Below are 25832 nucleotides of genomic sequence, written 5' to 3'. Positions count from 1 at the left end.
GAATAATTTGTCTATAAAAAATAGTTATTTATTTCAGTTAACAGAAGAGCAGGATAATTGTCTCGTTTTTAAGTTAGACGAAGATAATATGTATGCGCGTGTCTATATTTTGGAAGAGGATATCGTGCGGGTGTTTATGACGGAAGGCGAGCAACCGAAAGTAGATAAAACATGGCTCGTGGCACCTGGATTAGAGGATGTTCCGTTTGCGGGCCGAGATCGCTTCGATGTGAGCTTATTTTCTTTACCAGCGTATAAAACGGAGCAAGATGCGGGAAGTTTTTCTATTGAAACGGCGAAGCTAAAAGTAGTGATTTGTTTGGACGGCTTCCAGATGACTTGGTACGCGCGTGAGGAGCAGAATGGCGAATATAAACAATTTGCCGAAGATCGGGCGACACAGGCTTATAATTTTGATGGTTCGCTGGGTGAAGGGGTGTATCATTATTTGGCAAGAAATCGCCAGGAGCAATATTACGGTTTAGGAGAGAAAAGTGGGGAGATGGATCGGCACGGAAAGCGTTACCGGATGCATAGTTTAGATCCAATGGGCTATGATGCGGAAACGACAGACCCTCTCTACAAGCATATCCCGTATTATTTGACGTATCAGCCGGAGACCAAGATTTCTTTTGGGATTTTCTATGACAATATGTCGCAATCGGTGTTTGATATGGGAAATGAAATGGATAATTATCATGGCTTGTATCGCTATTACCAGGCGGTTGACGGTGATTTAGATTATTATATTATCCTTGGTCCTGAGATGAAACAAGTCGTGGAAAAATTTTCATGGCTAACAGGTCAAACGATTTTTGCGCCAAGATGGAGTCTCGGTTATTCGGGCTCAACGATGTCATATACGGATGCACCAGATGCGCAGGTACAGTTACATAAGTTTCTTGCGTTATGCGAAGAACATGATATTATTTGCGAATCGTTCCAGCTCTCATCGGGTTACACGTCGATTGAGGATAAGCGCTATGTGTTCCACTGGAATAAAGAGAAATTCCCGGACCCAGAACAGCTTTTTCAAACGTTTCATGACAAAGGAGTTCGGCTCTGTGCCAACATCAAACCATGTTTGTTAACGGATCATCCGATGTATCAAACGCTTGCTGATGCGAACATGTTTATTCAAAATTCAGCAGGGACGCAAGAGGAGAAGGCTCAATTTTGGGATGAAACTGGCGCCTATTTAGACTTTACGAATGAAAAAACGATTGCGTGGTGGAAAGAGCAAGTCACAGAGCAACTTTTGAAGTTAAATATTGATTCTACGTGGAACGATAATAATGAGTTCGAGATTTGGACGAGGGATGCGAAATGTAACGGTTTTGGAACGGAAATTGATTTTGAAAAATTGCGTGCGATTCAGCCGTTGTTGATGATGAAGGCATCCTATGAAGCGCAGAAAGAGTACGCGCCCGATTTGCGTCCGTACCTCATTTCTCGTTCGGGTTGTCCTGGTATGCAGCGCTATGTGCAGACGTGGTCCGGGGATAATTATACCGAATGGAAAGCGCTTAAATATAATATCAAAATGGGATTGGGCTTGAGTTTATCCGGTATTTATAATATTGGGCATGATGTTGGCGGCTTTGCTGGTCCTGCGCCGGAACCCGAATTATTCGTTCGTTGGGTGCAAAATGGGATCTTCCATCCGCGTTTCACAATCCATTCTTGGAATTCGGATCAGACGGTGAATGTGCCGTGGATGTATCCGGAAGTCGCGGAAGATATTAAAAATCTGATCAAGTTTCGCTACCAGTTGACGCCGTATTTATACAATGCGCTTTATGAAGCACACGCGTATTATCGCCCGATTATCCGTCCGGTATTTTATGAGTTTAGCGGGGATGACAAGGTTTTTGAGCCAAGTGATGATTTTCTATTAGGTGACGCGATGCTCGTTGCTTCTGTCGTCGAAAAAGGGGCGACAACGAGACAGGTCTATCTACCGGAGTATGCAGACGGTTGGTATGACTATCATGCGGAAACATGGCATGAAGGCGGTAAAATCGTTCTGTTGCCAGCGCCTTTTGACAAGCCACCACTGCTCGTAAAAGCGGGCAGTATGATTCCAATCAATGATGACGCTGCAACATTTGCGACAAGGAAAGAAACGAGAGGAATCAAGCTATTTCCACACGCGGCCGAGGGTCATAGTGAGTATACGCTGTTCGAAGACGATGGTGTTTCTGTGCTCAAACCTACAAACAACGCGAAAATCCATTTGAAGATGACGGTTGCGAAATCGCAAATCGATGTACGTGTGACGAAAACAGGCGGCTACCAACTACCATATGAGCAAATTTCCTTCTACTTACCGGCGAATGAGAAAAGAAAACTCGTTGTTAATGGGCAAGAACTAGCGTTAGAAGACGATCGTTTTTGCATACGTGTATCCGATTGTGAGGATGGAAAATGATGCATTTTATGGATGAAGATTTTTTATTAGATTCAGATAGCGCGAAAATTTTATATCATGATTACGCGAAAAAGATGCCGATTTATGATTATCACTGTCATCTGAGCCCGAAAGAAATTGCGGAAAATAAGGCTTTTGATACGATTACTCAAATTTGGTTGGCGGGTGATCATTACAAGTGGCGAGCGATGCGCAGTTTTGGCGTTGACGAACGATTGATTACAGGGGATGCGAGCGATAAGGAAAAATTCCGAGCTTGGATTGAAACCTTGCCGTATACGATAGGAAATCCGCTGTATCACTGGTCGCATATGGAATTGAAGCGCTATTTTAATTTTGACGGTGTGGTTCAGGCGGCGGATTGGGAGCAGTTGTGGGAGCATTGTCAAGCGCAATTACAGTCCGATGAGCTTCGCCCGCAAAGCATTATTCAGCGCAGCCAAGTGAAGGTGATCTGCACGACGGATGATCCAGTCGATTCGCTTATCTATCACAAGCAAATAGCGGCCGATCAAGCTATTGAAGCAAAAGTACTGCCAACTTTCCGTCCAGACAGGGCTTTGGAAATGAACAAACCGACATTTCTAATGTTCGTGGAAGAGCTTGGCGCGGTATCAAACAAGAAGATTACGCAATTCCAAGATTTTTTAGAAGCACTGGAAAAACGTATCGACTATTTTCATGAAGCAGGATGTCGCGTGGCGGATCACGGCTTTGAGTTTCTTTTTTATGAAGCTGTCACATTGGCTGAGGCGAGTGCGTTGTTTGCAAAAGCTTGTGATGGAGACAGGTTAAACCTCACGGAAGAAAAGCAATACAAGACGTTCTTGCTACAATTTTTGGCGGCGCATTATAGCAGGTTAGGCTGGGTGATGCAATGGCATATCGGCGCGATTCGCAATAACAACACGAAACGATTTGACGCATTAGGGCCAGATAGTGGATTTGATTCCATCAATGATTTCCAGCTTGCAAAACCGCTAAATCAGCTTTTAAATAGCTTGGAAATGCAGGATTGCTTGCCAAAAACGATTATTTACACGTTAAATCCTACGCACAACGATTTAATTGCGAGCACCATCGGGAACTTCCAAGCGAGCGGGCAAAAGGGCAAGATACAGTTCGGCTCTGGCTGGTGGTATAACGATAAAAAAACAGGCATGATTCAGCAGATGACAGCGCTAGCCGAAGCCGGTCTCATCAGTACATTTGTCGGGATGTTGACGGATTCGCGCAGTTTCTTATCCTATACACGACACGAGTATTTCCGGCGCATTCTCTGCCAACTCATTGGCGGCTGGATCGAAGCAGGTGAGTTACCAAGAGATTACGCGTTTATCGGCCAAATCGTGCAGGATATCTCATTTTATAACGCAAAAAATTATTTTCAGATAGCGCTGTAACGATGATGTCATTTAAAAGAGAACGGGAGTGAAGTAACAAGATGGAAATGTCATTTCGATGGTATGGAGACAGTGATCCGATTTCACTAGATTATATTCGACAAATTCCAGGCATGAAAGGAATTGTTTCTGCGATTTACGATGTGCCAGTTGGTGAAGTTTGGCCCGTCGAAAAAATTCAAGCATTAGTAGATAAAATAACAAAGAAAGGCCTCGTGTTGTCGGTCATTGAAAGCGTGCCAGTACACGAGCACATTAAACTAGGCCTGCCAACAAGAGAGCGCTATATTGAAAACTACCAACAAACGATTCGCAATCTGGCAAGCTGCGGTATTCAAACGATTTGCTATAACTTTATGCCCGTTTTTGACTGGACAAGGTCTTCCTTAGAGCACCCATTGCCAGATGGATCGACATGTCTTAGCTATGAAAAAGCAATCGTCGAAAAAATGGATCCGCTGCAAGGCGAGCTTAGTTTACCAGGTTGGGACGAAAGCTATCAGAAAGAAGATTTGGAAATACTATTCGATCATTACCGTTCCGTCGACGAGGAGCAGCTTTGGGAAAACCTCGCTTATTTTATCAAGAAAATCATTCCTGTCGCGGAAGAGGAAGATGTCAAAATGGCGATTCATCCGGACGATCCACCGTGGTCGATTTTTGGATTGCCTCGCATTATCACGAATAAAGAAAACCTCACGCGCTTCCTAAATATCGTGGATAGCGATCACAACGGGCTTTGTTTTTGCACAGGTTCTCTCGGAGCGAGTCCGACAAACGACTTACCCGAAATGATTCGCTATTTTGGGGAGAAGCAGAGAATTCATTTTATGCACGCCCGTAATATTAAGCGAACCGGTGATCAAGATTTTCATGAATCTGCGCACATGTCTGCTTACGGATCGATTGATATGTACGAAATTATGAAGGCCCTGTCCGATGTTGACTTTAAAGGCCCGATTCGCCCAGACCACGGCAGAATGATTTGGGGCGAGACCGGAAAACCAGGTTACGGCCTATACGATCGCGCACTCGGAGCTGTATATCTCGGTGGTTTATGGGAAGCCGTGCAAAAAACAAAAGCGTTAGATTCCAAAATTTCAACATACATGGAGGCATAAAATGAGCCAAGCAAATGTAAAAAATAAAGTAGTCGTCATCACTGGCGGATCAGGAGTTCTAGGCGCTTCTTTTTCAAAACGAATGGCAACGCGCGGTGCAAAAGTAGTGATTCTCTGTCGCGATTTGGCAAAAGCAGACACGCTGGCAAAAGAAATCCAAACAGATGGCGGACAAGTCCTATGTTTAGCAGCCGACGTACTTGACCGATCGAGCTTGGAAACAGCGCACAAGCAAGTGTTGGAGACATTCGGGCCATGCGATATTTTAATTAACGGGGCAGGCGGCAATCATCCAGACGGCACGACCTCGAAAGAATATTTTGCCGAAGAAGATGTGCATGATACTACGCTAAAAACGTTTTTTGACTTGACGGAAGCGGGCGTGGAGTCGGTTTTTCACCTGAATTATATGGGGACATTGTTGCCGACACAAGTTTTTGCCAAGGACATGGTTGGGAGGTCCGGTTGTTCCATCATCAACATTTCTTCCATGAACGCCGACACACCGCTAACGAAAATTCCTGCTTACAGTGGCGCCAAAGCAGCAATCAGTAACTTCACAAAATGGCTAGCGGTTCACATGTCAAAAGTCGGTATTCGCGTCAATGCAATTGCTCCAGGCTTCTTCCTAACCTCGCAAAATGAAAAAATGCTCATCGCTGAGGACGGTCAATTAACAGATCGCGCGGAAAAAATCGTAACCCATACACCGCTGGGACGCTTTGGTGAACCAGAGGAGTTATTAGGGACGCTTGAGTTTTTAACGAACGAGGAAGCATCTGGCTTTATAACGGGCATTGTTATTCCAGTTGATGGCGGATTTTCAGCATATTCCGGTGTTTAATGGACACATCAAAACAAAAGGGGAGTTATGAACATGATAAGTAAAACAGCAAATCCAAAAATAGGTTTTAAGACCGTATTATCCTACGGTGCGGGCGATGTATTTGGTGGCGGAGCGTTTGCTATCGCCGGTTTATGGTTAATCTTTTTTTATACGAATATTGCGGGACTGACACCTGTACAAGCGACGTCTATTGTTGCCATTGGTCGTTTTGTCGATGCGTTCTTTGATCCATTGATGGGCTATGTGACAGATAATTTTTATAAAACTAAATTAGGAAAACGGTTCGGTAGAAGGGGATTTTTCTTCCTTATTGGTATGCCGCTATCCTTGAGTTACGCCCTCATGTGGACGGTTGGATTCGGTGGTTATTGGTACTATTTACTTACTTACGTGATGTTCGGCTTTGTATTTTCACTCATAACAGTTCCATATGAGACGTTGCCAGCTGAAATGACGAGAGATTTTAATACGCGCTCCAAATTAACAACAGTTCGCTTACTATTTTCACAAGGGGCGACTTTCCTTGCTTCCTGGTTGCCGGGCGTGTTAATCCAAATTTATGGGGAAGATTCTCCTACGTCCTTCCTATTGATGGGGATCTGCTTTTCGATTATTTACGCGATTATTATGTTTTGCCTCTACAAATTCACTTGGGAACAGCCTGTTGTAGCGAGTGAGCAGGAGCAGGATTCCTTTAAAAATGACATGAGATACCTGTTTAAAGAACTGATTTCCACGTTTAAAGTGAAAACATTCCGGCTGCACGTCCTTATGTATACGGGTGCCTTTCTCGCGCAGGATATATTTGGCGCCACGTTTGCATTTTTCATTGCGTTTGCGATTGGCCAAGATGCGGTATTAGCGTCTAAACTTTTGAGCACGATGGCTGTCGTTCAAATTATATTTGTACCAATTTTCGCGTGGTTCTGTATTAAATTCGGAAATGGCGCTGCGTACAGGATTGCTTTAACAGCGGTTATTGGAGGGATATTGGGATTCATTGCGATTTACTATTTTGTTGTCGCTCAAGTTTTGCTCATGCTTTATTTGGTATCGATTCTGATGGGGATTGGCCGAAGCGGGACTTTCTATGTACCTTGGAATATTTATAGTTTCGTGGCGGATGTCGATCAAATGCTGACAGGTAAAAGACGAGAAGGTATATTTGCAGGGATGATGACATTTACGCGGAAGTTCGTACAATCTGTAGCCATTCTTTTAGTCGGCGCATTTTTAGAAAGCTTTGGTTTTATTTCTAAGCAAACGGTGCAATCGAGTAGCGCGATTATGGGGATTATCATTGTGTTTGGTATTGGGACGATTGTCTTCGCGCTATTTGGCCTCTATATATCGAGTAAGTTTAAATTAACGAGAGCGAATCACAAAGTCCTGTTAAATGAAATTGAGCGTTTGCAAGAAGGTGGTTCGATGGAGACGGTCGATCCGCATACGAGAGAAGTCGTGGAAGAGTTGACAGGATGGGAGTACGAGAACAACTGGGGAAATAATCGGATTGTTCCTGTTAGAGAGAAAACGGTTTAAATGTAGAAGTCAAAAAAATAATCCTCGTCTATTCCAGAAAGTGGGATAGGCAAGGATTATTTTTTATAAGGCAACGTATTTCCAAAGTGTCTGACCATCTTTCGAGTCAACCATCGTTACTTTTTGCTGTAAACGCCACTTCTTCATTTGACGTTCGACTTGTTTTTCTGGTAAAGCATATAAATTCGCTATTTCCTTCGTTGTCGAAATCTGGACTTCTTCCATGTATTCCTCAAGCGTCGGCGTTTCTTTTGGTTCTGGGAAATGATTGAGCAGTTCCGAAAGAATGTGCACGTAGACATCATAACGATGCAAGCCACTAATCTTCAAACCTTCGTCCTCAATATTCCGATTGAAAAAGACAACGGTCGGATTCTCATCAATTTCCATTTCATGCGCTACTTTCTGATCGCCGATATAGGCCCGTTTGGCAAGATTGGATTGCAAGTCACTTTTGAACTCCATCAAATCAAGGCCAACTATTTTGGCGGTTTCGTATAGAACGCTCGATTCAGAAATATCTTTTTCGTCGATGAAATGGGATTCTTGGAGTTTGCGCAAGAAATCAATGCCTTGTTTCTTCCCTTGAAGTTCCGCAGCTTTCACCGCTAAACAGGAAATATAAGACATATGTGCCATTTCAGGTTGGGGAATCGTGCAGGCATTTCGCTTTTGCCGATTCATCACCGTTTGTAGGTTATTATGCAGGACATAGCGCAACTTAAAGTAGTTGCCATATTCCATCTGCAACCTCCGTATCGTATGTTCCATGTTCCAGCAATCCGTACAAGCCGGGTCGAAAAATAGATAAATCTCAATAGGCTTGCTATTACAGACCGATTGAAGATATAAATTTTGGTTTATCATTGCTATCACCTGTTTTTCAGATTCTAATCTCTCTCTTGATTAGACAAAGTATATGCGAATGGATCCATTTTTTCTCGGGAGGTTTGCCGGATATGTCATGACATCATTCATACTACCATAACTATATTTTAGCAGTGGAAGGTTAAATTAACAAATGATTGCAATCAAAAAAGCAAAACTTCCTTACCCAAATTTGACGAAACCGTAACATTTCGCATACATTACGATTTTGGCGTCTACCAGTGAACGCGTTAACATCCAGTGATAGCAATGACTTTATTTCTCTTTGTAAACAGCTTCATAAAAACGTAATATTTTATTCTTTGTCGGACGCTGCGGAATCTCTCGCTCCTCTAAAAAACGATGAAATATCACTTTTCCTTTTTCAAAATCGGCAACTTCGTATTCTAATTCGAAATCATGCGTGTCACTATAGAAGCTTTTATCGAAAACGAGCAACCCTTTTTTGTATTCTTTTTCGGCGCGGGTGGTTGTTAGCGAACCGAACATGACGAGGTCTTCGTGGTCGATGCTAAGCGTATGTAACGCGTCACGAACTTGACCAACAGGGATATTTGCACCGTCTAAAATCGCTGTGACTTGTTCTTCCGCTAAGATTTGTGTCGTTTCGAGTAGGCCGATTTGCTCCGGTGTTTTTAAGGTAAGTTCGTAATGTAATTCTCGTTTTCGGATTCTTAAAGCGGCGAGGCGATCCTTCAACTGGAAATCAGCGGTATCGAAGTAATAATTGGTTTGCGTGAAAAAGTCAGATTCCTCTAAACGGAATTCATGCACTAATAAATCGTATTCGCTAGCAGTCAGCATGTTTTTAAATTCAATTTCTAATTCTTGGCTCATGGATAAGCACTCCTTTTTTATTAATCCCAGACTGCATCTAAATCTTCTGAGTAGTTGATAATCGCTTTTTTGTAAGCAATAATGGTTGGATCACTCGATGTTTCGCCGATAATCTTGATTGCAAGCTGCATCGCTTCTTTGTAATTCTGCTCGTTATAAAGGGCCATACTTGCAAAAACAGTAATTGCCTGATTTTCTGGAAAGGCAACGCGCGCTTTTTGAAAAGTTTCGCTAGCTTTTGCATAATTACCAATGGCGCGATACGTGCTGCCAAGACCAATGTAAGCGTCGGCTAAATCATGTTCGGGAAGTCCGATTTCGAGTGCTTTTTCATAGTAGGAAATGGCTTCGGTCTCATCGCTTAAACCGTCGCAACTCCAGGCGGCATAGTAGTTTAAGAGGGCATTGTCGGGCGCTGTTAGCAAGGCATTTTTGGCGGATTCTTTGGCATCTTGATACTGTCCATTTTCGAGTAACGCAAGAATTTCTGTTGTTTTCATCATCGTTTTCCTCCTAGGATTGTGTATTCCTTCATTTTAACACAAGTTGGCAGAATACATGAAATCAAAAAAGATAGATGTAAATAGGAGAGAAAGGCGTGCGAATATGCTAAAATAGAAGGCGAGCAAGTTTATCACATAATGAAAATCGACATATGAGGTGAGTGTTTTGAATCATTGGGAAGATTTTTTAGCGCCATATAAACAAGCAGTGGAAGAACTGAAAATTAAATTAAAAGGGATGCGTTCGCAATTCCAGCTTGCAAATAACCATTCGCCGATTGAGTTCGTGACCGGCCGTGTGAAGCCAGTTTCGAGTATTTTGGATAAGGCGAACAAGAAGGATATCCCACTGGACAGACTCGTCGAAGAAATGCAGGATATTGCGGGGCTTCGGATGATGTGCCAGTTTGTGGATGATATTAATGTAGTCGTGTCGCTCCTTCGTCAACGCAACGACTTTCGAATTATTGAAGAGCGCGATTATATTACGAATAAGAAACCAAGCGGCTACCGTTCGTACCATGTGGTGATTGAGTATCCGGTTGAGACGGTGCAAGGCGAGCGAAAAATCTTAGCGGAGATTCAAATCCGAACGCTGGCGATGAATTTTTGGGCGACGATTGAGCACTCGCTGAACTATAAATATCAAGGTGAATTTCCAGAGGACATCAATGTTCGATTGAAACGCGCGGCTGAGGCGGCTTTTCGGTTGGATGAAGAGATGAGCGAGATTCGTGAGGAAGTACAGGAAGCGCAAGTGTACTTTACAAAAAATAAAGAGGTGCCAAAAGACAAGAACGCGAATCATCATACATTACCGAAAAATTAGATCGCGTAGAGGATAGGGGAGAAGTAATGATGAAGTATGCAGTCACTTCTAGAGGGGATGAGAAGTCCAATCTATTACGGCTCAAAATGATCGGCTATTTTGATGATTTTGATATGGTATATGATGAATCGGAGCCTGAGATTGTGATTTCTATCGGCGGAGATGGCACATTATTGGCGGCTTTTCATGATTATCAACACCGATTGGACAAGGTAACATTCGTCGGCATTCACACAGGCCATTTAGGATTTTATGCTGACTGGCGCCCGTCTGAGGCCGAAAAACTGGTTTTTGCGATTGTCGAAGGGAAATACGATACAGCGGCTTATCCACTTTTGAAAACGACAATCAAATATGGTGGGAATAAAGAGAAGATTTATTTAGCCTTGAATGAATCCACTGTCAAAAGTTCCGGTGGCCCGTTCGTTGTCGATGTCTCGATTAATGACGCCCACTTTGAGCGATTTCGAGGCGATGGCTTGTGTATGTCGACGCCTTCTGGGACTACCGCATACAACAAAGCGCTCGGTGGTGCGTTGATGCATCCATCGATTGAAGCGATGCAGTTGACCGAGATGGCATCGATTAATAACCGCGTGTACCGGACGATTGGCTCGCCACTCATTTTACCAAAACATCATTCGGTGACGTTGAAGCCGGTGAACGATAAGGATTTTCAGGTATCGATGGATCATTTGAGCATTCTACATCGCGATGTCCGCGAAATCCGCTATGACGTCGCACAACAAAAAGTGATGTTTGCACGTTTCCGATCGTTTCCGTTTTGGAAGAGGGTACACGACTCGTTTATTGAAGAATGAAAAGCTGAACGGGCGAGGAGAAGGAAGGCAGTTTCATTACATTCAACTGCATATTGAGGCTCTAAATCAGCAAAAAATGCTTCATAAGAGCCACAACAAAGCTAGATCGCGAAAAGCTTATACGTTGAACCCATAGCGTTCCCGCAAACATGATTGCGAGTCAACCAACAAATAGAAGTCTAAGATTAGTCGCTAAACCAATCTTTAAAACTTGGATTAGTACGCTTTCGTTAGATTTGTTGGTAGCAGAATTTAGAGATTACGCGGAAAAGATAAGGATAAAAGGCGAAACACAAACACAAACACAAACACAAACACAAACACAAACAGTGACACAGAACATGTGAGGTATAAATATGTATTTAGAATGGAATGTCGCGGCGGATGAGGAGAATCTGATGCTGCGTACTTTTTTGCGAGGGAAATTTGTTTCGAAATTGTTGCTGACGTCGGTGAAATTTTCGGAGGATGGTAAGATTGAGGTCAATGGGAAAGAGGAGAATGTGCTTTATCGTGTGAAAACGGGGGATCATGTTCGGATTACTTTTCCGAAAGAGCAGGAGAATGAGCGGCTGATCGCGGAATATGGCGAGCTGCCGATTGTTTTTGAGGATGATTTTATTTTGGTGTTGGATAAGCCGGCTGGGATGACGAGTATTCCGTCGCAGTATCATCCGAGTGGTTCGGTCGCGAATCACTTGAAGGGGCATTATCTGAAAAATAAAATCGATTCGGCGATTCATATTGTGACGCGGCTCGATAAGGAGACGTCAGGCTTGATGCTGATTGCGAAGACGCGTTATGCGCACGGCAGGCTTAGTACGCTGCATCAGGCGGGGCATGTGACGCGTAAATATCAGGCGCTTGTTTCGGGGAATATGGAGACGCGGTCGGGGAGTATTATCGCGCCAATTGGTCGAAATCCGGAAAGTTTGATTGAGCGTGCGGTTGTTGCGGACGGCAAATATGCGAAGACGAACTATGAAGTTTTGGCGAGTTACCCAACATTCGATCATGTTAAAATTCAACTGGAAACGGGGCGGACGCATCAAATCCGTGTTCATTTTGCACATGTTGGGCATCCACTCGTTGGCGATAGTATGTACGGTGGGCCAGCAGAATTAGTGCAGCGCCATGCTCTACATTCCTGCCATCTTGAGCTAATCCACCCATTCACCGAAGAAAAAATGGCTTGGGACAGCGAATTAGCGAGCGATTTGGCGGCAATTTTGACAGAGCATAAATAATAACGGTTTTAAAATAGCAAGCATTCGTGTAAAATGAACATAAGCGCGTAATTTGAAGGAGGAAATGAAACAGATGAATTTATCTTTAGAGGGAAAAAACTATGTCGTGATGGGCGTAGCGAATAAAAGAAGTATTGCATGGGCGATTGCCCGTTCGTTAAATGAAGCAGGAGCAAATCTGATTTTTACATACGCCGATGATCGTTCGAAGCGTAGTATCGAGGAACTGGTGGCTTCTTTGAATGAGAACAATCAAAATCCGCTTATCATAGCATGTGACGTGAATAAAGAAGAGGCGATTGTCGCGACTTTTGAAACGATTAAGGCGAAGGTTGGCCAAATTTCAGGGATTGCGCATTGTATCGCGTTTGCTAATAAAGACTTTTTGGCGGGCGATTATTTGGAAGTCAATCGTGAAAGTTTCTTGCAGGCGCATGAAGTTAGTGCGTACTCATTCACGGCGATTGCGCGTACGGCGAAGCATTTGGAAATGTTAACAGACGATGCGAGTTTAGTGACATTGACATACCTTGGCGGCGAGCGTGTCGTGAAAAATTACAACATCATGGGCGTTGCAAAAGCAGCACTTGACGCAAGCGTGAAATATTTAGCGATGGATCTTGGGAAGCACGGCGTTCGTGTTAACGCGATTTCAGCTGGCCCAATCCGTACCGTTTCCGCACGTGGCGTTGGTAGCTTCAGTGAATCGCTAGCAGTAGTAGAAGAAAAAGCACCATTAAAACGCGCAACACAAGCCGAAGAAGTCGGCGATACAGCGTTATTCCTATTCAGTGGCTTATCTCGCGGCGTGACCGGCGAAATGATCCATGTGGATAGTGGTTATCACATCATTGGGTTCTAATTTAAGATAGTCAAAATGGTTGGTAGGATGATTCTTATCAACCATTTTTTTAGGAGAGTTGTTGTTCATGCTTTTATGGATATCTGTCGGAATATATGTTTTAGCTTCTGGGTGCGTACTCCTATTTTGTAAAAAGTATGGTATCCGAATTGTGATAGCACTGAGTCTTATCATGCTATTTCTATTTGATGCTGCACCTTTTAGTAGTGCCTTAAGTATCGGACTTTCGATGCTAAAGACGATTATTTTGATTGGAATCGTGTTACTAATCGCTTCCTACTTTAAGAAACGCCAACACAAAAAAGCGCCCTGAGATTCTCAAGGCGCTTTTTATTATGCTTTGGCTTGGACAGAAATCGCGTCATCCTCCAGAACGGCAACGAGTGTTTTTGCTTCTGGTTGTTCAATCATGAAGTCGGCAATCGCGTCCTCTAGTTGTGATTGAATCGTTCTGCGTAATGGTCTTGCTCCGAAATTAGGATCGTAACCAATCTCGGCAAGTTTTTCTTTCACTGCTGTGTCTACCACCAAATCGATTTCTTGTGGTGCCAACATATCATTCAAATCAGCGAGCATCAAGTCCACGATAACGAGGAGATGTTCTTTATCCAAGCTTTGGAACGTCACAATGGCATCCAACCGATTCAAAAATTCAGGCTTGAAGTAATCGCCCAGTTTATCGAGGATTTCGGACTCTTTTTTCACGGCTTCAGCAGCGGTTGTCGCGAACCCAACGGAAGCTTCAGATAGCGTCGCACCAGCGTTACTTGTCATAATAATCACGGTATCTTTGAAGCTCACCGTACGACCTTGACTATCCGTTAAACGTCCATCCTCTAAAATTTGCAGGAACATGTGCTGCACGTCAGGATGGGCTTTTTCCATTTCGTCGAGCAAAATAATGCTGTACGGGTTGCGGCGAACTTTCTCCGTTAACTGGCCCGCTTCTTCATGACCAACGTAGCCAGGAGGGGAACCGATGAGTTTGGAAACGCTGTGTTTTTCCATGTATTCACTCATGTCTAGGCGGATCATCGCGTCTTCGGAACCAAACATTTCCGAGGCAAGTGTCCGGCCGAGCTCGGTTTTCCCAACGCCTGTTGGACCGACGAATAAGAAGGAACCGATTGGACGATCTTTTTGCTTCAATCCAACGCGGCTACGGCGAATCGCTTTCGCTACTTTGGTAACAGCTTCTTCTTGACCGATGACCTTAGATTTCAAATTCGCTTCGAGGTTCTTCATCTTAGATTGCTCGTCTTCTTGCAAACGACCGACTGGAATACCTGTTTTTTCTTCAATCAAGGCTTGAATATCAGCCGCATGAATCGTTGGTATATCGGACGGAGTGCCTTCTGCTTTGCGCTCTTTCAGTTTTGTAATTTCATCTCGAACCGACGCAGCTTCTTCATAATTTTCATTGCGAAGCGCGGCATCTTTTTGCTCCTCTAATTTAATAATGCGCTCATTAATCGTATTCGGATCGATGTGCTCCAATGTTAAATTATATTTAGAACCAATTTCATCCATCAAATCAATCGCTTTATCTGGCAAATGGCGATCTTGAATATAGCGGTCGCTCAGTTTCGCAGCCGCCTCGATCGCATCTTGCGCGTAATGCACGTGATGGAATTCCTCATATTTCGGCTGTAAACCAGCTAAAATTGTAAGCGTTTCGTCAATCGTAGGCTCATCGACGAGTACCGGCTGGAATCGACGCTCGAGCGCGGCATCTTTTTCGATTTTGCGGTATTCTTTCAGAGTAGTAGCGCCAATCATTTGAAGTTCGCCACGAGCAAGCGCGGGTTTCAAAATGTTTCCGGCGTCCATCGAACCTTCCGCAGAGCCAGCTCCGACAATGGTATGCACTTCGTCGATAAATAAAATCGTGTTTTCATCGGCTTGCAATTCGCTGATCAGTTGTTTCATGCGCTCTTCGAATTGTCCGCGAATCCCCGTATTGGAAACGAGGGAAGCAACGTCGAGCAAAATAACTTCCTTGTTTTGGAGTTTTGCAGGGACATTCCCAGCCACAATCGCATTGGCTAAACCTTCAACGACCGCCGTTTTACCAACACCAGGTTCCCCGATAAGCACCGGATTATTTTTATTGCGCCGATTTAAAATTTCAATCATGCGTTGAATTTCCTCATCACGGCCGATGACAGGATCAAGCTTCGCATCCCGAGCCATCGCCGTTAAATTCGTACCATATTCATCTAACAAACCACCGCGTCCGCCGCCAGCCGTTTGTGTTTTCACAGCTGTTTTGCGTTCCGGCTGCGCCTTTTGTTGACCACCAGCGATATTCGCAAAGAAATCATCCATTTGCGAGTAAAAATCATTTTGTCCACGAGGCGTTCCAGCAGATGCTCGGAATTGCGCGTAGCAATCAGGACACAACGGCATCTCCATTTTCTGACCATTCATGCTCATATATAGTTGAATTGTAGCTTCGTTTTGATTACAATTTTGACATTTCATTTGAAAACCTCCCATAAGTTTTGAGATTAGGTCTGACTTTGACTTTATTTGACCTTATGTCATTATTATACTCTGACCAATATTGACTTTCAACTATTTTGCTCAAAAAAAAGAATCCCCGCTAAGGAATTCTCATAGTCATTATTATAATCGTTTCTGCATATCCTTGTGCTCAATTCCTGCATCCATAAAAATATCAGAACACACTTCGTAGCCCAACTTCTCGTAAAACGGAATCGCTGTTGTTTGCGCGCCAAGCTTCAATAAAGTAACGTTTTGCGCGCGTGCTTCTTGCTCGATGGCTTCGATAATACGGCGGCCACTTCCTTTTTTGCGGGCCACTTTGCGAGCACAGATACGTTCTACTTTTCCGTATTCAGGCAATGCGCGGAATCGTCCAGTCGCAAGCGCCGTGCCATCTTCGTCGTAATCCACAAACATAACGGTTGAAGCCAGCGCGTCGAACTCGTCCCACTCTAACTCCGGATCCACTTTTTGCTCGAGGACAAATACCTCATTTCGAATGTCAAATGCATCTTGTTTCCCTTTTTTATCTGTTACTTGCTTTACTGCCATGCTCCTTATTCCTCCTTAAACGGTCATATCTTCTGTTTCAAATTGCTCTTTATCTAACATAAATTGTAGCGCTTCTTTGACGAACGGTTGCCAGTACTTCCAGCGATGCTTGCCTTCAAACTCTTGGAAATAATACTCAAAACCGCGCGCCTCTAAAATGCGATGGAGTGCCAAATTCGGCTCTAGAAAATTCGCTACATCATTATCCGTCGTAGGAACTTCTGTTTCTTCACTACCAATCACGTGGAAAATTTTAACGAGTGCGGGGTTTGCTTTATTCGCAAGTTCCATCAGCTCATCCGTCACCAGTGGCGAATGCAAAATCGCGTTACCAAACGTATGCGGATATTTCAAGGCAGCTTTCAAGGATACACTGGCACCAAGGGAATCACCCATCAAGAAACGACTCGCTCCCATATGATAGGTCGGAAAGTTAGCTTCAATGTAAGGCACGAGTTCATGCGCCAAAAAGCGAATATAGGCTTCGTTTTGCGCCCCATTAGGATGGTACTTCGCGCGTCGATCTTCCACCGTTTTGTAAGGAATTCCTACAAAAATGGCTTCCTGAATCTGCTTGCTCTCCGCTAATTCATCCGCGAAACGCGCTAACTTGCCAAACTGGAAATAGTCTTTGCCATCTTGTACTAAGAAAAAAGGGTACTTTGAAAGCGGCGAAAACGTTGGCGGTAAATAAATTAATAAGTCCAATTCCTCGTTTAAAACATTACTCCAAATCTTTTGTTCCAACATTTTTGCATCTGTCATTTGTGTAGTCCCCTTTCTTTATTCGTTGTCCGAATTATTAGATAATAACTTATGAGTAAGACAATGCGACCATATTTCGATAACGTATTTACATTCTACCACAAAATGAAATCAATGGGGAAACTTTTGCTTAAATAATCAGTTTTTTTTCAAAAGATTGCGTGTCTTTTTTCAAATCGCGCAGAGTTATGATATAATGAACAAATCAAATAATAGAAGAAAAAGGGTGGGAATCGCATGAGTAGTAAGGATATTGATTGGAGCACACTTGGTTTTGAATATATTAAAACGGATTTGCGCTATGTGTCTATTTGGGAAAATGGCAAGTGGGATGAGGGGACATTAACAGAAGATAATGTCGTGCATATCGCAGAAGGCTCCACGGCGATTCACTACGGACAGCAGTGTTTTGAAGGCTTGAAGGCATATCGTTGTAAAGATGGATCGATTAATTTATTCCGTCCAGATCAGAATGCGAAACGGATGAAGCGCAGTTGTGATCGGTTATTGATGCCAGAATTTCCTGAGGATCGCTTTATTGAGGCGTGTAAACAGGTGGTTGCGGCAAATGAAGCTTACATGCCGCCATACGGTTCAGGCGGAACGATGTATTTGCGCCCGTATTTAATCGGAATTGGCGATAATCTAGGAGTTCGGACGGCACCTAAGTTCATGTTTTCTGTCTTTTGTTGCCCAGTTGGTCCCTATTTCAAAGGTGGTTTAAATCCGACGAACTTCATTATTTCTGAGTACGATCGCGCGGCGCCAAACGGTACCGGAGCGGCAAAAGTTGGCGGTAACTACGCAGCCAGCCTCTATCCAGGAAAAATTGCGAAAGATCGCGAGTTCAGCGATTGCATTTACTTGGATCCAGCGACGCACAAAAAAATTGAAGAAGTAGGAGCGGCGAATTTTTTCGGTATTACAAAAGATAACCGTTTTGTGACGCCATTCTCGCCATCTATTTTGCCAAGTATTACGAAATATTCGTTGCTTTATTTGGCGGAGCATCGTTTAGGCATGAAGGCCGAGGAAAGCGATGTCTATATCGATAAATTGGACGAGTTCACGGAGGCCGGAGCATGTGGTACGGCCGCTGTTATTTCGCCAATTGGTGGGATTCAGAATGGGGATGATTTCCATGTGTTTTATAGTGAGACAGAAGTTGGGCCAGTAACGAAGCAATTATATGACGAGCTTTGCGGCATCCAATTTGGCGATGTAGAAGCGCCTGAAGGTTGGATTTATAAGGTGAAGTAAGGAAGGAATCCCGGTAAATCGTTATGAAAAAGCGGTTTATCGGGATTTGCTTTGCAATTTTTGAGTGAATCATACAGGAGAACAGTTTATTGAGGGGGAAATAAGATTAGTATTTTTAGAGAAGATGAAGCAAGCATTCCGAAGTTAACGAAAGAAGATATTGCAATGGCAGAAGCAACGTTTGGTGTGTCATTGCCTGCAAGCTATGTGAATGTTTTGATGGAACGAAATGGCGGTTACTTAAAGAAAGATGCGGTACCAGTAAATTTTGTGAATGATTGGGCGGATGATCATATTCTTTTCGATCACCTCTACGGCATTAGTCAGGACGAGGGGATTATGGAAACCGAATATTTGCGCGCTGAGTGGGGCATTGAGAAGGATAACATCATTATTATTGGTGGCGACGGTCATGCTTTTATTGCGCTTGATTATGAAGGAACAACAACGAATCCAAAAGTGATATACATAAGTACGGAAACGGAAAAAGTGGATTTGATTTGCGATAGTTTTGATGAATTGTTGCAAATCATGTATACAGCAGAGGAAGAGGAAATAAAACCTAGAGCGAAAGGCAAACTGAAAAATATTTTGACTATCGTTATTTTACTTGTCGTATGTGGTCTTATTATATATAAAGGATATACTTTTATTTTAGATGTGCTATGAAAAAAGCGCTACAAAATCTGAACCTAGATTTTGTAGCGCTTCTTTTTTGCTTAATTCCCCGAAACGTGTTTTTTCGGTAATATAAAATGAATCGCGTAGCTGAGTAGGCAGCAGGCGAACATGGCCCAGAATACCATGTGGAGTCCGCTGTATAGAACGTCTCGCAGTGGTTCAATCAGGGCGGGGTCAACGTTTCCAGATGTTTGTGGACTGATAAGCTGATTCAAATTATCTCGATTCACGCCAGTTGCGGCATCCTTAAATCCATTCGCCAAAACGGAGTTGAAAATCGTTCCAAATACAGCGACACCAATCGTTTGGCCGACTGTTCGGAATAGCGTATTGGAAGCCGTCGCGATTCCTGTCTGATCTTTTCGCACGGCGTCTTGAACGGTGACGGTTGTCGTCGTGAAGATAATTCCGAATCCAAAGCCCATCAAGGCGCTGTCAAGATAGAAATACAGGTCCGGCGTCGTACTCGGAAACAGGGCTAAGAAAAGTCCGCTGACCGTCGCGATAATCACGCCAAGCCCAACCGTGTGGCGATTCCCAATGGACATGAGGAGCCGTCCGCCGATAAAGGAACCGATAATCCAGCTCACCGACAGCGGTGCAATCATCAGACCGGCAATCATGGCGCCGTGCCCCATCATGCCTTGCGCCCACATTGGAATGTACACGTTGATGCCAATCAAAAACGCGCTCACCAGGAAGCCGATCAAGTTTCCAATCAGCACGACTGGATTTTTAAATAAAACAAAGGGCATGATTGGGTCCTGCGCTCGTTTTTCGGCGTAGTAAAAACCGATGAATAGTGCCACGGAAACGAGGAGTAACACAATGATGAGTGGTTCTAGCCAATTTAGCGTCTCGCCAGCGCGTTGTAAAGCGAATAATAGGCTCAAAAGCGCGACGGTGAATAGTGTTGTTCCTAAGTAATCGATTGGTAGTTTGACGCGGACGAGATGTTCTTTTAAGTACATTGAAATCAAGATAATCGTGGCGATTCCAACAGGCACGTTGATGAAGAAAATCCAATGCCAGGATAGCTGGTCGACTAAAAAACCACCAAGTAATGGTCCAAAAACCCCAGCGATTCCCCATGCGGCACCCATGAAACCAAGCACTTTTGCACGTTTTTCGAAAGGGTATACATCGGCGATAATCGTCATCGTTGTCGGTAAAATTCCGCCTGCTCCGATTCCTTGGATTGCCCTAAAAATAATTAACTGCTCCATCGTTTGCGCAAAGCCACAAAGCGAGGAACCAATAATGAAAATAACGGTCGCGATGATAAATATTTTTTTGCGGCCGAATAAATCGGATAATTTTCCGTAAATTGGGACAGTAACGGCCGAAGTAAGGAGGTAAATCGAGAAAATCCAGTTCATCAGCTCGATGCCATGTAAGGCGCTTACAATCGTAGGCATCGCCGTACTAACAATCGTTCCCTCAATCGCGGCCATAAAAGTAGCCACAAAAACAGCAATCGTGACGGCTGTTCTTTTTGTATTCGTTGTTTCCATTTTGATAAAAACTCCTTTCACACATCGTTAAAATTATAACATAACTCGAAATGAAAAAGCAGGATAGCCGTTATTATTTTGAAAAAGAGGTATAATGGAACGTGAGAAGAATGTGTGAGGAGGAATGGAAGCATGGCGTTTGAACCAAATACGTTAGAGACGATGCGCTTGATCAAGGATTTGACATCGATACCGAGCCCGACTGGGAACACGGAGCAGGTACTGGCCTTCGTCGAAAATTACTTAAAAGAGGTGGGAATCGCGAGTACGCGAAATAATAAAGGCGCGTTACTTGTTCGCATTCCTGGAAAAGATGACACGAAACAGCGGATGTTGACGGCGCACGTGGATACGCTTGGTGCGATGATTAAAGAAGTGAAAGCAGACGGTCGTTTGGCGATTAACCTGATTGGCGGATACCGCTTTAACGCGATTGAAGGCGAGTACTGTACGATTGAAACGAGCGATGGCAAGCGGTACACAGGAACTATTTTGATGCACCAGACGTCGGTTCACGTGTATCAAGATGCTGGAACGGCCGCGCGTGACGCAAAAAACATCGAAATTCGCTTAGACGCTAAAGTGTTTAACCGCGAAGACGTGGCTAAGCTTGGCATCGGTGTCGGCGATTTTGTTTCCCTTGACCCACGCGTGGAAATTATCAACGAGGAGTTCATTAAATCGCGTCATTTGGACGACAAAGCGAGCGTTGCGATTTTGCTAACACTTTTGAAAAAATTACAACAAGACGGCGCGGAGTTACCGTATACAACGAACTTTTTGATTTCAAATAACGAAGAAATTGGCTACGGCGGGAATTCGAATATCCCACCAGAAACCATTGAATACCTAGCTATCGACATGGGCGCGCTCGGAGATGGCCAAGCATCCGATGAGTACACCGTTTCGATTTGTGCCAAAGACGGTAGCGGCCCGTATCACTACGGTTTGCGGAAAAATCTAGTCCAGCTTTGCGAGGAGAATGGCATCGATTATAAAGTCGATATTTATCCATTTTACAGTTCCGATGCGAGTGCGGCGATCAAGGCCGGTTTTGACATTGTGCACGGCCTAATTGGTCCAGGAATCGACGCGAGTCATGCGTACGAGCGGACACACCGCGATTCTTTATACCACACAGAGAAATTAGTGTACGCGTATTTATTTTCTGAAATAGTGAAATAGGAGGAGAAGACTATGTCCATTTTTGAATTAGAACAAGAAACGCTTCACGGTGAAAAAGTATCGCTAGATCAGTATAAAGGTGAGGTTGTGGTCGTTGTGAATACGGCGAGCAAATGCGGTTTTACCCCGCAATATGAAGAATTGGAAAAACTGTACCAGGAATATAAGGAGAAAGGATTCACGGTTTTAGGATTCCCATCCGATAGCTTTATGAACCAAGAACTCGATACAGCCGGTGAAATCGAGGAATTTTGCAAAATTAATTACGGCGTGACCTTCCCACTTTTCGCGAAATCCAAAGTACGAGGCTCCGATATCAACCCCGTCTTTGAAATCCTGACGAAGCAGAAAAAAGGCTTGCTAGGCGGCGGAATCAAATGGAATTTCACGAAGTTCCTGCTAGACCGCGATGGCAATGTCGTCGAACGCTTCGCACCAAAAGACAGCCCACTTGAAATGAAAGCAAAAATCGAAGCACTATTATAGTAAATTCTGAGTCGAATCTTCCATGGTTCGGCTTTTTTAGTTGTTTTTTCTACTGATTTATTTGGAAGGTGCTCAAAACTTAGCTTGTTAGTGAGGGGAGTATTTGGTAAGATAGTAATGAGGCTATAGTGCTTGTATTGGAATGGAGGTATGATGATGACACTATTTGGATATCCAATCGAGACGGTGTATTTCACAGTGCTGGTGGTTGTCGGGATTATTATTTTGATCGATGTTTTGACAGCGCTTATATTTTCTGTTGGGATGATCAGTTTTGTGCTGGATTTACTACCAATTCCGGGTTCTGTTTTACTTTATTTTCTGGGATTCGCATCGGCGACGGGATATTGTGGCGAGAGGTATACGTCCTTTTCCAGTCTGAGTATTCTGATTGTGGCGATTGTAGTGGGGATTGCTTTTTCATCGATTCTTTACTTCGGAATTCTCCTGCCGCTTTCGAAAAAGAGTGATTCGATTGCGTATGAGACGAAGGATTTAGAGGGGAAGGTCGCGAAAGTGATTACACCTGTTCCAAAAGACGGTTTTGGCGAAGTGATTGTCGAAATGAATGCCGGCAATATTTCCAAGGCTGCCAAAAGTGATGAAAATGAGCCAATCGGACGGGATGAAACGGTGTTGATTATCGATGCCACGGATTCTTTCGTGACGGTTGTGCCGTATGAGCCATTTTTGAAATAAAGAGGGCCTCGTTTTAAAAACAGAGACGACAAGGAGGAATTACTAAAAATGGATTTACTGACGAATGGTGTGACAATGATCGTGATTATTGCGGTCGCGATTCTGGTACTGTTTTTGATCGTATTTATTACGAAATACAAAACAGTTGGGCCAGATGAGGCGTTGATTGTTTCGGGGAGTTATTTAGGTAGAAAGAATGTTTTCACAGATGAGGGCGGCAAACGGGTGAAAATTGTGCGCGGTGGCGGTACGTTTGTGATGCCGGTTTTCCAGCAGTCTTCACCGCTAAGCTTATTGTCGAGCAAGTTGGAAGTGCGGACGCCAGAAATCTACACGGAGCAAGGTGTTCCAGTAACGGCGGACGGGACGGCAATCATCAAAATTGGTGGTTCCATTTCAGAAATCGCGACGGCAGCCGAGCAATTTTTAGGAAAAACAACGCAGGAGCGTGAGAATGAAGCGATTGAGGTCGTGGAAGGACATCTGCGTGCGATTCTAGGTTCGATGACCGTGGAAGAAATCTATAAAAACCGGGATAAATTTTCCCAAGAGGTGCAAGGTGTTGCGACGCAGGATTTGTCGAAAATGGGACTTATTATCGTATCGTTTACGCTAAAAGAAGTGCGTGACAACAATGGTTATTTGGACGCATTAGGGAAGCCGCGGATTGCGCAAGTGAAGCGTGATGCGGATGTTGCCGAAGCCGAAGCGACAAAAGAAACTCGGATGAAACGTGCGGAGGCGGAGAAAGAAGCGACGCGTGCAGAACTCGAGCGCAAGACCGAAATCGCAGAAGCTGAGAAGCAAAACCAATTGAAAGTCGCGGAATACCGTAGCGAGCAAGAAACGGCGAAAGCGATTGCCGATCAGGCGTATGACTTGGAATCCGCCCGTTCGAAACAAGAGGTTATCGAACAACAAATGCAAGTGCAAATCATCGAGCGTGAGAAGCAAATCGAATTGGAAGATCGCGAAATTAAGCGTCGCGAACGTCAATATGACGCCGAAGTGAAGAAAAAAGCAGATGCGGATCGTTACTCGATTGAGCAAGCCGCGGCAGCCCGTAAGAGTCAAGAGTACGCAGAGGCCGAAGCGAATCAATACAGAATCGAAACGCTTGCAAAAGCCGAAGCCGAGCAAGTACGCGTGCAAGGTATCGCAAAAGCTGACGCCGAACGCGCGCAAGGTACAGCAGCAGCCGAAGTTATTAAACTGCAAGGTCTTGCCGAAGCCGAAGCGAAACGCAAAATTGCCGAAGCATACGAGTTGTATGGCCAAGCTGCGATGCTCGATATGATTGTTAGCATGCTTCCTGAGTACGCGAAACAAGTGGCGGCTCCGATGGGGAACATCGATTCGATTACAGTTGTGGACACTGGTAGCAGTGAAAGTGGCGGTGGCGCAAATAAAGTCAGCGGTTATGCAACCAATTTGATGGCGACAGCGCAAGAAAGTTTGAAAGCAACGACTGGCCTTGATATCCGCGAATTGTTGGAGAATTTCTCTGGCAAAGGCAATGTGAAGAGCAGCATTGAAGATTTGACGGATGCCGTGAAGTCACAGAAGCCTGTGGAAGTTGTTGAGGTGGAAACGCCGAGTGAGAAGGTAGAGGAAGTTTAAAAAAGATAATGACCAGATGCGGTGATCAAATGGATCACTGCGTCTGTTTTTTTGCGAGTACACAAAATGAGTTTTTAATTGTATTTGAATTCTTATTGTGTTTATGATAAGTTTAAAGTATTATGCACAAGAAAGGAACAATATGTTTAGATTAAAACCTTTTGCCATAGTCATTCTTATCATTATTTTACTAGGTCAAGTTATTTTTGCTAAGGAAAGTTTTGCTACAGTCCACGTCAATCAAGAAGTAAATCAATTGGACGAGGCTGGTAGTGTGAATAAATATCATACGGAAGGCATTACTGGAAAAGGGATCAAGATTGCCATTTTAGATACAGGTGTTGATTTAAAGAATGAGGATATTACATTTAAAAAAGGAATTAATTTCACATCGGGTGAAGTGACTGATTTTGCTGATAGAAATGGGCATGGAACGAAAATTGCGGGGATTATTGGCGCGCGTAAAAATGGGGAGGGACTCATCGGAATCGCGCCGGAATCCGACCTTTATATTTGTAAGGTCGCCAATGATAGTGGAAAAGTTAGCTTTGATGGGCTCATGAAAGGATTAGACTGGGCAGTGGAACAAGAAGTGGATATTATCAATATTAGCTTGGAGTTTGGAGATGGAGATAAGGCATTAAAGAAAGCGATAGATAGGGCAATAAATCAACATATTATCGTCATTGCATCATCTGGAAATATTCGAGCAAAAGGCGATATGTTTAAAGCTTATCCGGGTGCATATCCTGACGTGATTTCTGTGGGTATGCTGAATCTGCAGGGGGAAATATACGCGGCTGAATTTAAGGAAAAGAAAGTGGATATTTACGCGCCAGGGGAGGATTTGACTAGTACTTACTTCGATAATAAGTTGACACTCGATACTGGTGTTTCCTATGCGACGGCTTACGCTTCTGGTTTTGCAGCACTTGTTGTAGAGGGGAAGCGAGCGGATGGAGATGTGGTTAATCGGGAGACTATTATTAAAACGATGAAAGCTGACTTAAATCAGGGAATCGATGGTGCGCCGTGGTATATTTACACAGGAGTTGTTCTAAATATGGTTACGATTGGCGGGTTGCTGATTCTTGGAGTCTATAGCGTGATGTACTATCGCAAAACGATACCGAGACAATGGCCAGTTCGGATGATTTGGACGATTTTGATGATCATGATAACGCTGAATATAGCTGGCAGGTTAACGGTGTATTTTTTAAGTAAATAAGAT

General features: G+C 43.8%; 24 protein-coding genes. 17 read left to right on the top strand and 7 right to left on the bottom strand.

The annotated features are described in order from the left end of the window. The first annotated feature begins 7 nt into the window (after window positions 1–7). The 5 genes from DUK53_RS07730 to DUK53_RS07710 are packed head-to-tail and all read left to right on the top strand — an operon-like array spanning window position 8 to window position 7344. Complete coding sequence (locus DUK53_RS07730; RefSeq protein ID WP_036091464.1) at window positions 8–2431, top strand: glycoside hydrolase family 31 protein; 2424 nt, start codon at window positions 8–10, stop codon at window positions 2429–2431. Then, a complete protein-coding gene (gene uxaC, locus DUK53_RS07725; RefSeq protein WP_036091466.1) occupies window positions 2428–3834 on the top strand; it encodes a glucuronate isomerase in 1407 nt (468 codons plus the stop codon). Before DUK53_RS07730 ends, uxaC begins: the two co-directional genes overlap by 4 nt. A gap of 41 nt (window positions 3835–3875) precedes the next feature. Next, complete coding sequence (gene uxuA, locus DUK53_RS07720) at window positions 3876–4955, top strand: mannonate dehydratase (protein ID WP_036091468.1); 1080 nt, start codon at window positions 3876–3878, stop codon at window positions 4953–4955. A 1-nt stretch (window position 4956) separates the two neighbouring features. Further along, entirely contained in the window at window positions 4957–5799 is an 843-nt protein-coding gene (locus tag DUK53_RS07715) for an SDR family oxidoreductase (RefSeq protein ID WP_036091470.1), read from the top strand. A 33-nt stretch (window positions 5800–5832) separates the two neighbouring features. After that, on the top strand, window positions 5833–7344 hold the full coding sequence (locus DUK53_RS07710; protein ID WP_036091472.1) for an MFS transporter: 1512 nt from the start codon (window positions 5833–5835) through the stop codon (window positions 7342–7344). Window positions 7345–7407: 63 nt separating this feature from the next. On the opposite strand, the gene yjbH is transcribed toward DUK53_RS07710, so the two are convergent. From yjbH to DUK53_RS07695, 3 genes are all read right to left on the bottom strand, one after another. Beyond that, complete coding sequence (gene yjbH / locus DUK53_RS07705) at window positions 7408–8211, bottom strand: protease adaptor protein YjbH (RefSeq protein WP_036091474.1); 804 nt, start codon at window positions 8209–8211, stop codon at window positions 7408–7410. A gap of 276 nt (window positions 8212–8487) precedes the next feature. Further along, the gene (locus DUK53_RS07700) at window positions 8488–9069 is read right to left on the bottom strand and encodes a CYTH domain-containing protein (protein WP_036091476.1); all 582 of its coding nucleotides are present in this window, start codon (window positions 9067–9069) and stop codon (window positions 8488–8490) included. A 20-nt stretch (window positions 9070–9089) separates the two neighbouring features. Continuing rightward, entirely contained in the window at window positions 9090–9572 is a 483-nt protein-coding gene (locus tag DUK53_RS07695; RefSeq protein WP_036091478.1) for a tetratricopeptide repeat protein, read from the bottom strand. Between the two features lie 166 nt (window positions 9573–9738). Between DUK53_RS07695 and yjbM the strand changes: the two genes are divergently transcribed. The 5 genes from yjbM (at window position 9739) to DUK53_RS07670 (ending at window position 13644) form a co-directional block, all read left to right on the top strand. After that, on the top strand, window positions 9739–10401 hold the full coding sequence (yjbM, locus tag DUK53_RS07690; RefSeq protein ID WP_036091480.1) for a GTP diphosphokinase: 663 nt from the start codon (window positions 9739–9741) through the stop codon (window positions 10399–10401). 29 nt (window positions 10402–10430) lie between these two features. Next, window positions 10431–11222: an NAD kinase gene (locus DUK53_RS07685; RefSeq protein ID WP_036091482.1), complete on the top strand. Its 792-nt coding sequence runs from the start codon at window positions 10431–10433 to the stop codon at window positions 11220–11222. Between the two features lie 356 nt (window positions 11223–11578). Then, a complete protein-coding gene (locus DUK53_RS07680) occupies window positions 11579–12469 on the top strand; it encodes an RluA family pseudouridine synthase (RefSeq protein WP_036132849.1) in 891 nt (296 codons plus the stop codon). A gap of 73 nt (window positions 12470–12542) precedes the next feature. Beyond that, window positions 12543–13331 (top strand): enoyl-ACP reductase FabI, encoded by a 789-nt coding sequence (gene fabI, locus DUK53_RS07675; RefSeq protein WP_036091487.1) that lies wholly within the window; start codon window positions 12543–12545, stop codon window positions 13329–13331. 67 nt (window positions 13332–13398) lie between these two features. Next, window positions 13399–13644, top strand: coding sequence for a hypothetical protein (locus DUK53_RS07670; RefSeq protein ID WP_036132848.1), 246 nt, complete (start codon window positions 13399–13401; stop codon window positions 13642–13644). Window positions 13645–13664: 20 nt separating this feature from the next. Here the strand turns inward: DUK53_RS07670 and DUK53_RS07665 are convergent, their stop codons facing one another. The 3 genes from DUK53_RS07665 to DUK53_RS07655 form a co-directional block, all read right to left on the bottom strand. Next, complete coding sequence (locus tag DUK53_RS07665) at window positions 13665–15815, bottom strand: ATP-dependent Clp protease ATP-binding subunit (RefSeq protein ID WP_036132847.1); 2151 nt, start codon at window positions 15813–15815, stop codon at window positions 13665–13667. A gap of 144 nt (window positions 15816–15959) precedes the next feature. Beyond that, window positions 15960–16391, bottom strand: a complete 432-nt coding sequence (locus tag DUK53_RS07660; protein ID WP_036132846.1) for a GNAT family N-acetyltransferase — start codon at window positions 16389–16391, stop codon at window positions 15960–15962. Window positions 16392–16406: 15 nt separating this feature from the next. Then, window positions 16407–17156 (bottom strand): alpha/beta hydrolase, encoded by a 750-nt coding sequence (locus DUK53_RS07655; protein WP_036132845.1) that lies wholly within the window; start codon window positions 17154–17156, stop codon window positions 16407–16409. Between the two features lie 237 nt (window positions 17157–17393). Here DUK53_RS07655 and DUK53_RS07650 point away from each other — a divergent pair, with 237 nt between their 5' ends. After that, window positions 17394–18416: a branched-chain amino acid aminotransferase gene (locus DUK53_RS07650; protein WP_036132844.1), complete on the top strand. Its 1023-nt coding sequence runs from the start codon at window positions 17394–17396 to the stop codon at window positions 18414–18416. 105 nt (window positions 18417–18521) lie between these two features. Beyond that, a complete protein-coding gene (locus DUK53_RS07645) occupies window positions 18522–19085 on the top strand; it encodes an SMI1/KNR4 family protein (RefSeq protein WP_368665718.1) in 564 nt (187 codons plus the stop codon). Between the two features lie 50 nt (window positions 19086–19135). Here DUK53_RS07645 and DUK53_RS07640 read toward each other — a convergent pair whose 3' ends face one another. Beyond that, window positions 19136–20611, bottom strand: a complete 1476-nt coding sequence (locus DUK53_RS07640) for an LM6179_1298 family efflux MFS transporter (protein ID WP_036091499.1) — start codon at window positions 20609–20611, stop codon at window positions 19136–19138. 132 nt (window positions 20612–20743) lie between these two features. On the opposite strand from DUK53_RS07640, the gene DUK53_RS07635 reads away from it, so the two are divergent. The 5 genes from DUK53_RS07635 (at window position 20744) to DUK53_RS07615 (ending at window position 25829) form a co-directional block, all read left to right on the top strand. Then, window positions 20744–21796: a M42 family metallopeptidase gene (locus tag DUK53_RS07635; RefSeq protein ID WP_036091501.1), complete on the top strand. Its 1053-nt coding sequence runs from the start codon at window positions 20744–20746 to the stop codon at window positions 21794–21796. A 12-nt stretch (window positions 21797–21808) separates the two neighbouring features. Further along, window positions 21809–22282: a glutathione peroxidase gene (locus DUK53_RS07630; protein WP_036132843.1), complete on the top strand. Its 474-nt coding sequence runs from the start codon at window positions 21809–21811 to the stop codon at window positions 22280–22282. 156 nt (window positions 22283–22438) lie between these two features. Then, complete coding sequence (locus tag DUK53_RS07625; protein WP_036091504.1) at window positions 22439–22981, top strand: NfeD family membrane protein; 543 nt, start codon at window positions 22439–22441, stop codon at window positions 22979–22981. 75 nt (window positions 22982–23056) lie between these two features. Further along, window positions 23057–24601: a flotillin lipid rafts scaffold protein FloT gene (locus DUK53_RS07620; RefSeq protein WP_483306205.1), complete on the top strand. Its 1545-nt coding sequence runs from the start codon at window positions 23057–23059 to the stop codon at window positions 24599–24601. Between the two features lie 142 nt (window positions 24602–24743). Beyond that, window positions 24744–25829: a S8 family serine peptidase gene (locus DUK53_RS07615; protein ID WP_052165005.1), complete on the top strand. Its 1086-nt coding sequence runs from the start codon at window positions 24744–24746 to the stop codon at window positions 25827–25829. The last annotated feature ends 3 nt before the right edge of the window (window positions 25830–25832 follow it).

This window comes from Listeria sp. SHR_NRA_18 (assembly GCF_003856515.1).
GTDB lineage: Bacteria > Bacillota > Bacilli > Lactobacillales > Listeriaceae > Listeria_A > Listeria_A newyorkensis.
This window is presented reverse-complemented; position numbering and strand designations above follow the sequence as displayed.

What these genes read in the sequence shown, in the direction of transcription:
- uxaC (WP_036091466.1), top strand. Translation starts at nt 2,428, where the DNA reads ATGATGCATTTTATGGATGAAGATTTTTTATTAGATTCAGATAGCGCG.
- uxuA (WP_036091468.1), top strand. Translation starts at nt 3,876, where the DNA reads ATGGAAATGTCATTTCGATGGTATGGAGACAGTGATCCGATTTCACTA.
- DUK53_RS07715 (WP_036091470.1), top strand. Translation starts at nt 4,957, where the DNA reads ATGAGCCAAGCAAATGTAAAAAATAAAGTAGTCGTCATCACTGGCGGA.
- DUK53_RS07710 (WP_036091472.1), top strand. Translation starts at nt 5,833, where the DNA reads ATGATAAGTAAAACAGCAAATCCAAAAATAGGTTTTAAGACCGTATTA.
- yjbH (WP_036091474.1), bottom strand. Translation starts at nt 8,211, where the DNA reads ATGATAAACCAAAATTTATATCTTCAATCGGTCTGTAATAGCAAGCCT.
- DUK53_RS07700 (WP_036091476.1), bottom strand. Translation starts at nt 9,069, where the DNA reads ATGAGCCAAGAATTAGAAATTGAATTTAAAAACATGCTGACTGCTAGC.
- DUK53_RS07695 (WP_036091478.1), bottom strand. Translation starts at nt 9,572, where the DNA reads ATGATGAAAACAACAGAAATTCTTGCGTTACTCGAAAATGGACAGTAT.
- DUK53_RS07685 (WP_036091482.1), top strand. Translation starts at nt 10,431, where the DNA reads ATGAAGTATGCAGTCACTTCTAGAGGGGATGAGAAGTCCAATCTATTA.
- DUK53_RS07680 (WP_036132849.1), top strand. Translation starts at nt 11,579, where the DNA reads ATGTATTTAGAATGGAATGTCGCGGCGGATGAGGAGAATCTGATGCTG.
- fabI (WP_036091487.1), top strand. Translation starts at nt 12,543, where the DNA reads ATGAATTTATCTTTAGAGGGAAAAAACTATGTCGTGATGGGCGTAGCG.
- DUK53_RS07670 (WP_036132848.1), top strand. Translation starts at nt 13,399, where the DNA reads ATGCTTTTATGGATATCTGTCGGAATATATGTTTTAGCTTCTGGGTGC.
- DUK53_RS07665 (WP_036132847.1), bottom strand. Translation starts at nt 15,815, where the DNA reads ATGAAATGTCAAAATTGTAATCAAAACGAAGCTACAATTCAACTATAT.
- DUK53_RS07660 (WP_036132846.1), bottom strand. Translation starts at nt 16,391, where the DNA reads ATGGCAGTAAAGCAAGTAACAGATAAAAAAGGGAAACAAGATGCATTT.
- DUK53_RS07655 (WP_036132845.1), bottom strand. Translation starts at nt 17,156, where the DNA reads ATGACAGATGCAAAAATGTTGGAACAAAAGATTTGGAGTAATGTTTTA.
- DUK53_RS07650 (WP_036132844.1), top strand. Translation starts at nt 17,394, where the DNA reads ATGAGTAGTAAGGATATTGATTGGAGCACACTTGGTTTTGAATATATT.
- DUK53_RS07640 (WP_036091499.1), bottom strand. Translation starts at nt 20,611, where the DNA reads ATGGAAACAACGAATACAAAAAGAACAGCCGTCACGATTGCTGTTTTT.
- DUK53_RS07635 (WP_036091501.1), top strand. Translation starts at nt 20,744, where the DNA reads ATGGCGTTTGAACCAAATACGTTAGAGACGATGCGCTTGATCAAGGAT.
- DUK53_RS07630 (WP_036132843.1), top strand. Translation starts at nt 21,809, where the DNA reads ATGTCCATTTTTGAATTAGAACAAGAAACGCTTCACGGTGAAAAAGTA.
- DUK53_RS07625 (WP_036091504.1), top strand. Translation starts at nt 22,439, where the DNA reads ATGACACTATTTGGATATCCAATCGAGACGGTGTATTTCACAGTGCTG.
- DUK53_RS07620 (WP_483306205.1), top strand. Translation starts at nt 23,057, where the DNA reads ATGATCGTGATTATTGCGGTCGCGATTCTGGTACTGTTTTTGATCGTA.
- DUK53_RS07615 (WP_052165005.1), top strand. Translation starts at nt 24,744, where the DNA reads ATGTTTAGATTAAAACCTTTTGCCATAGTCATTCTTATCATTATTTTA.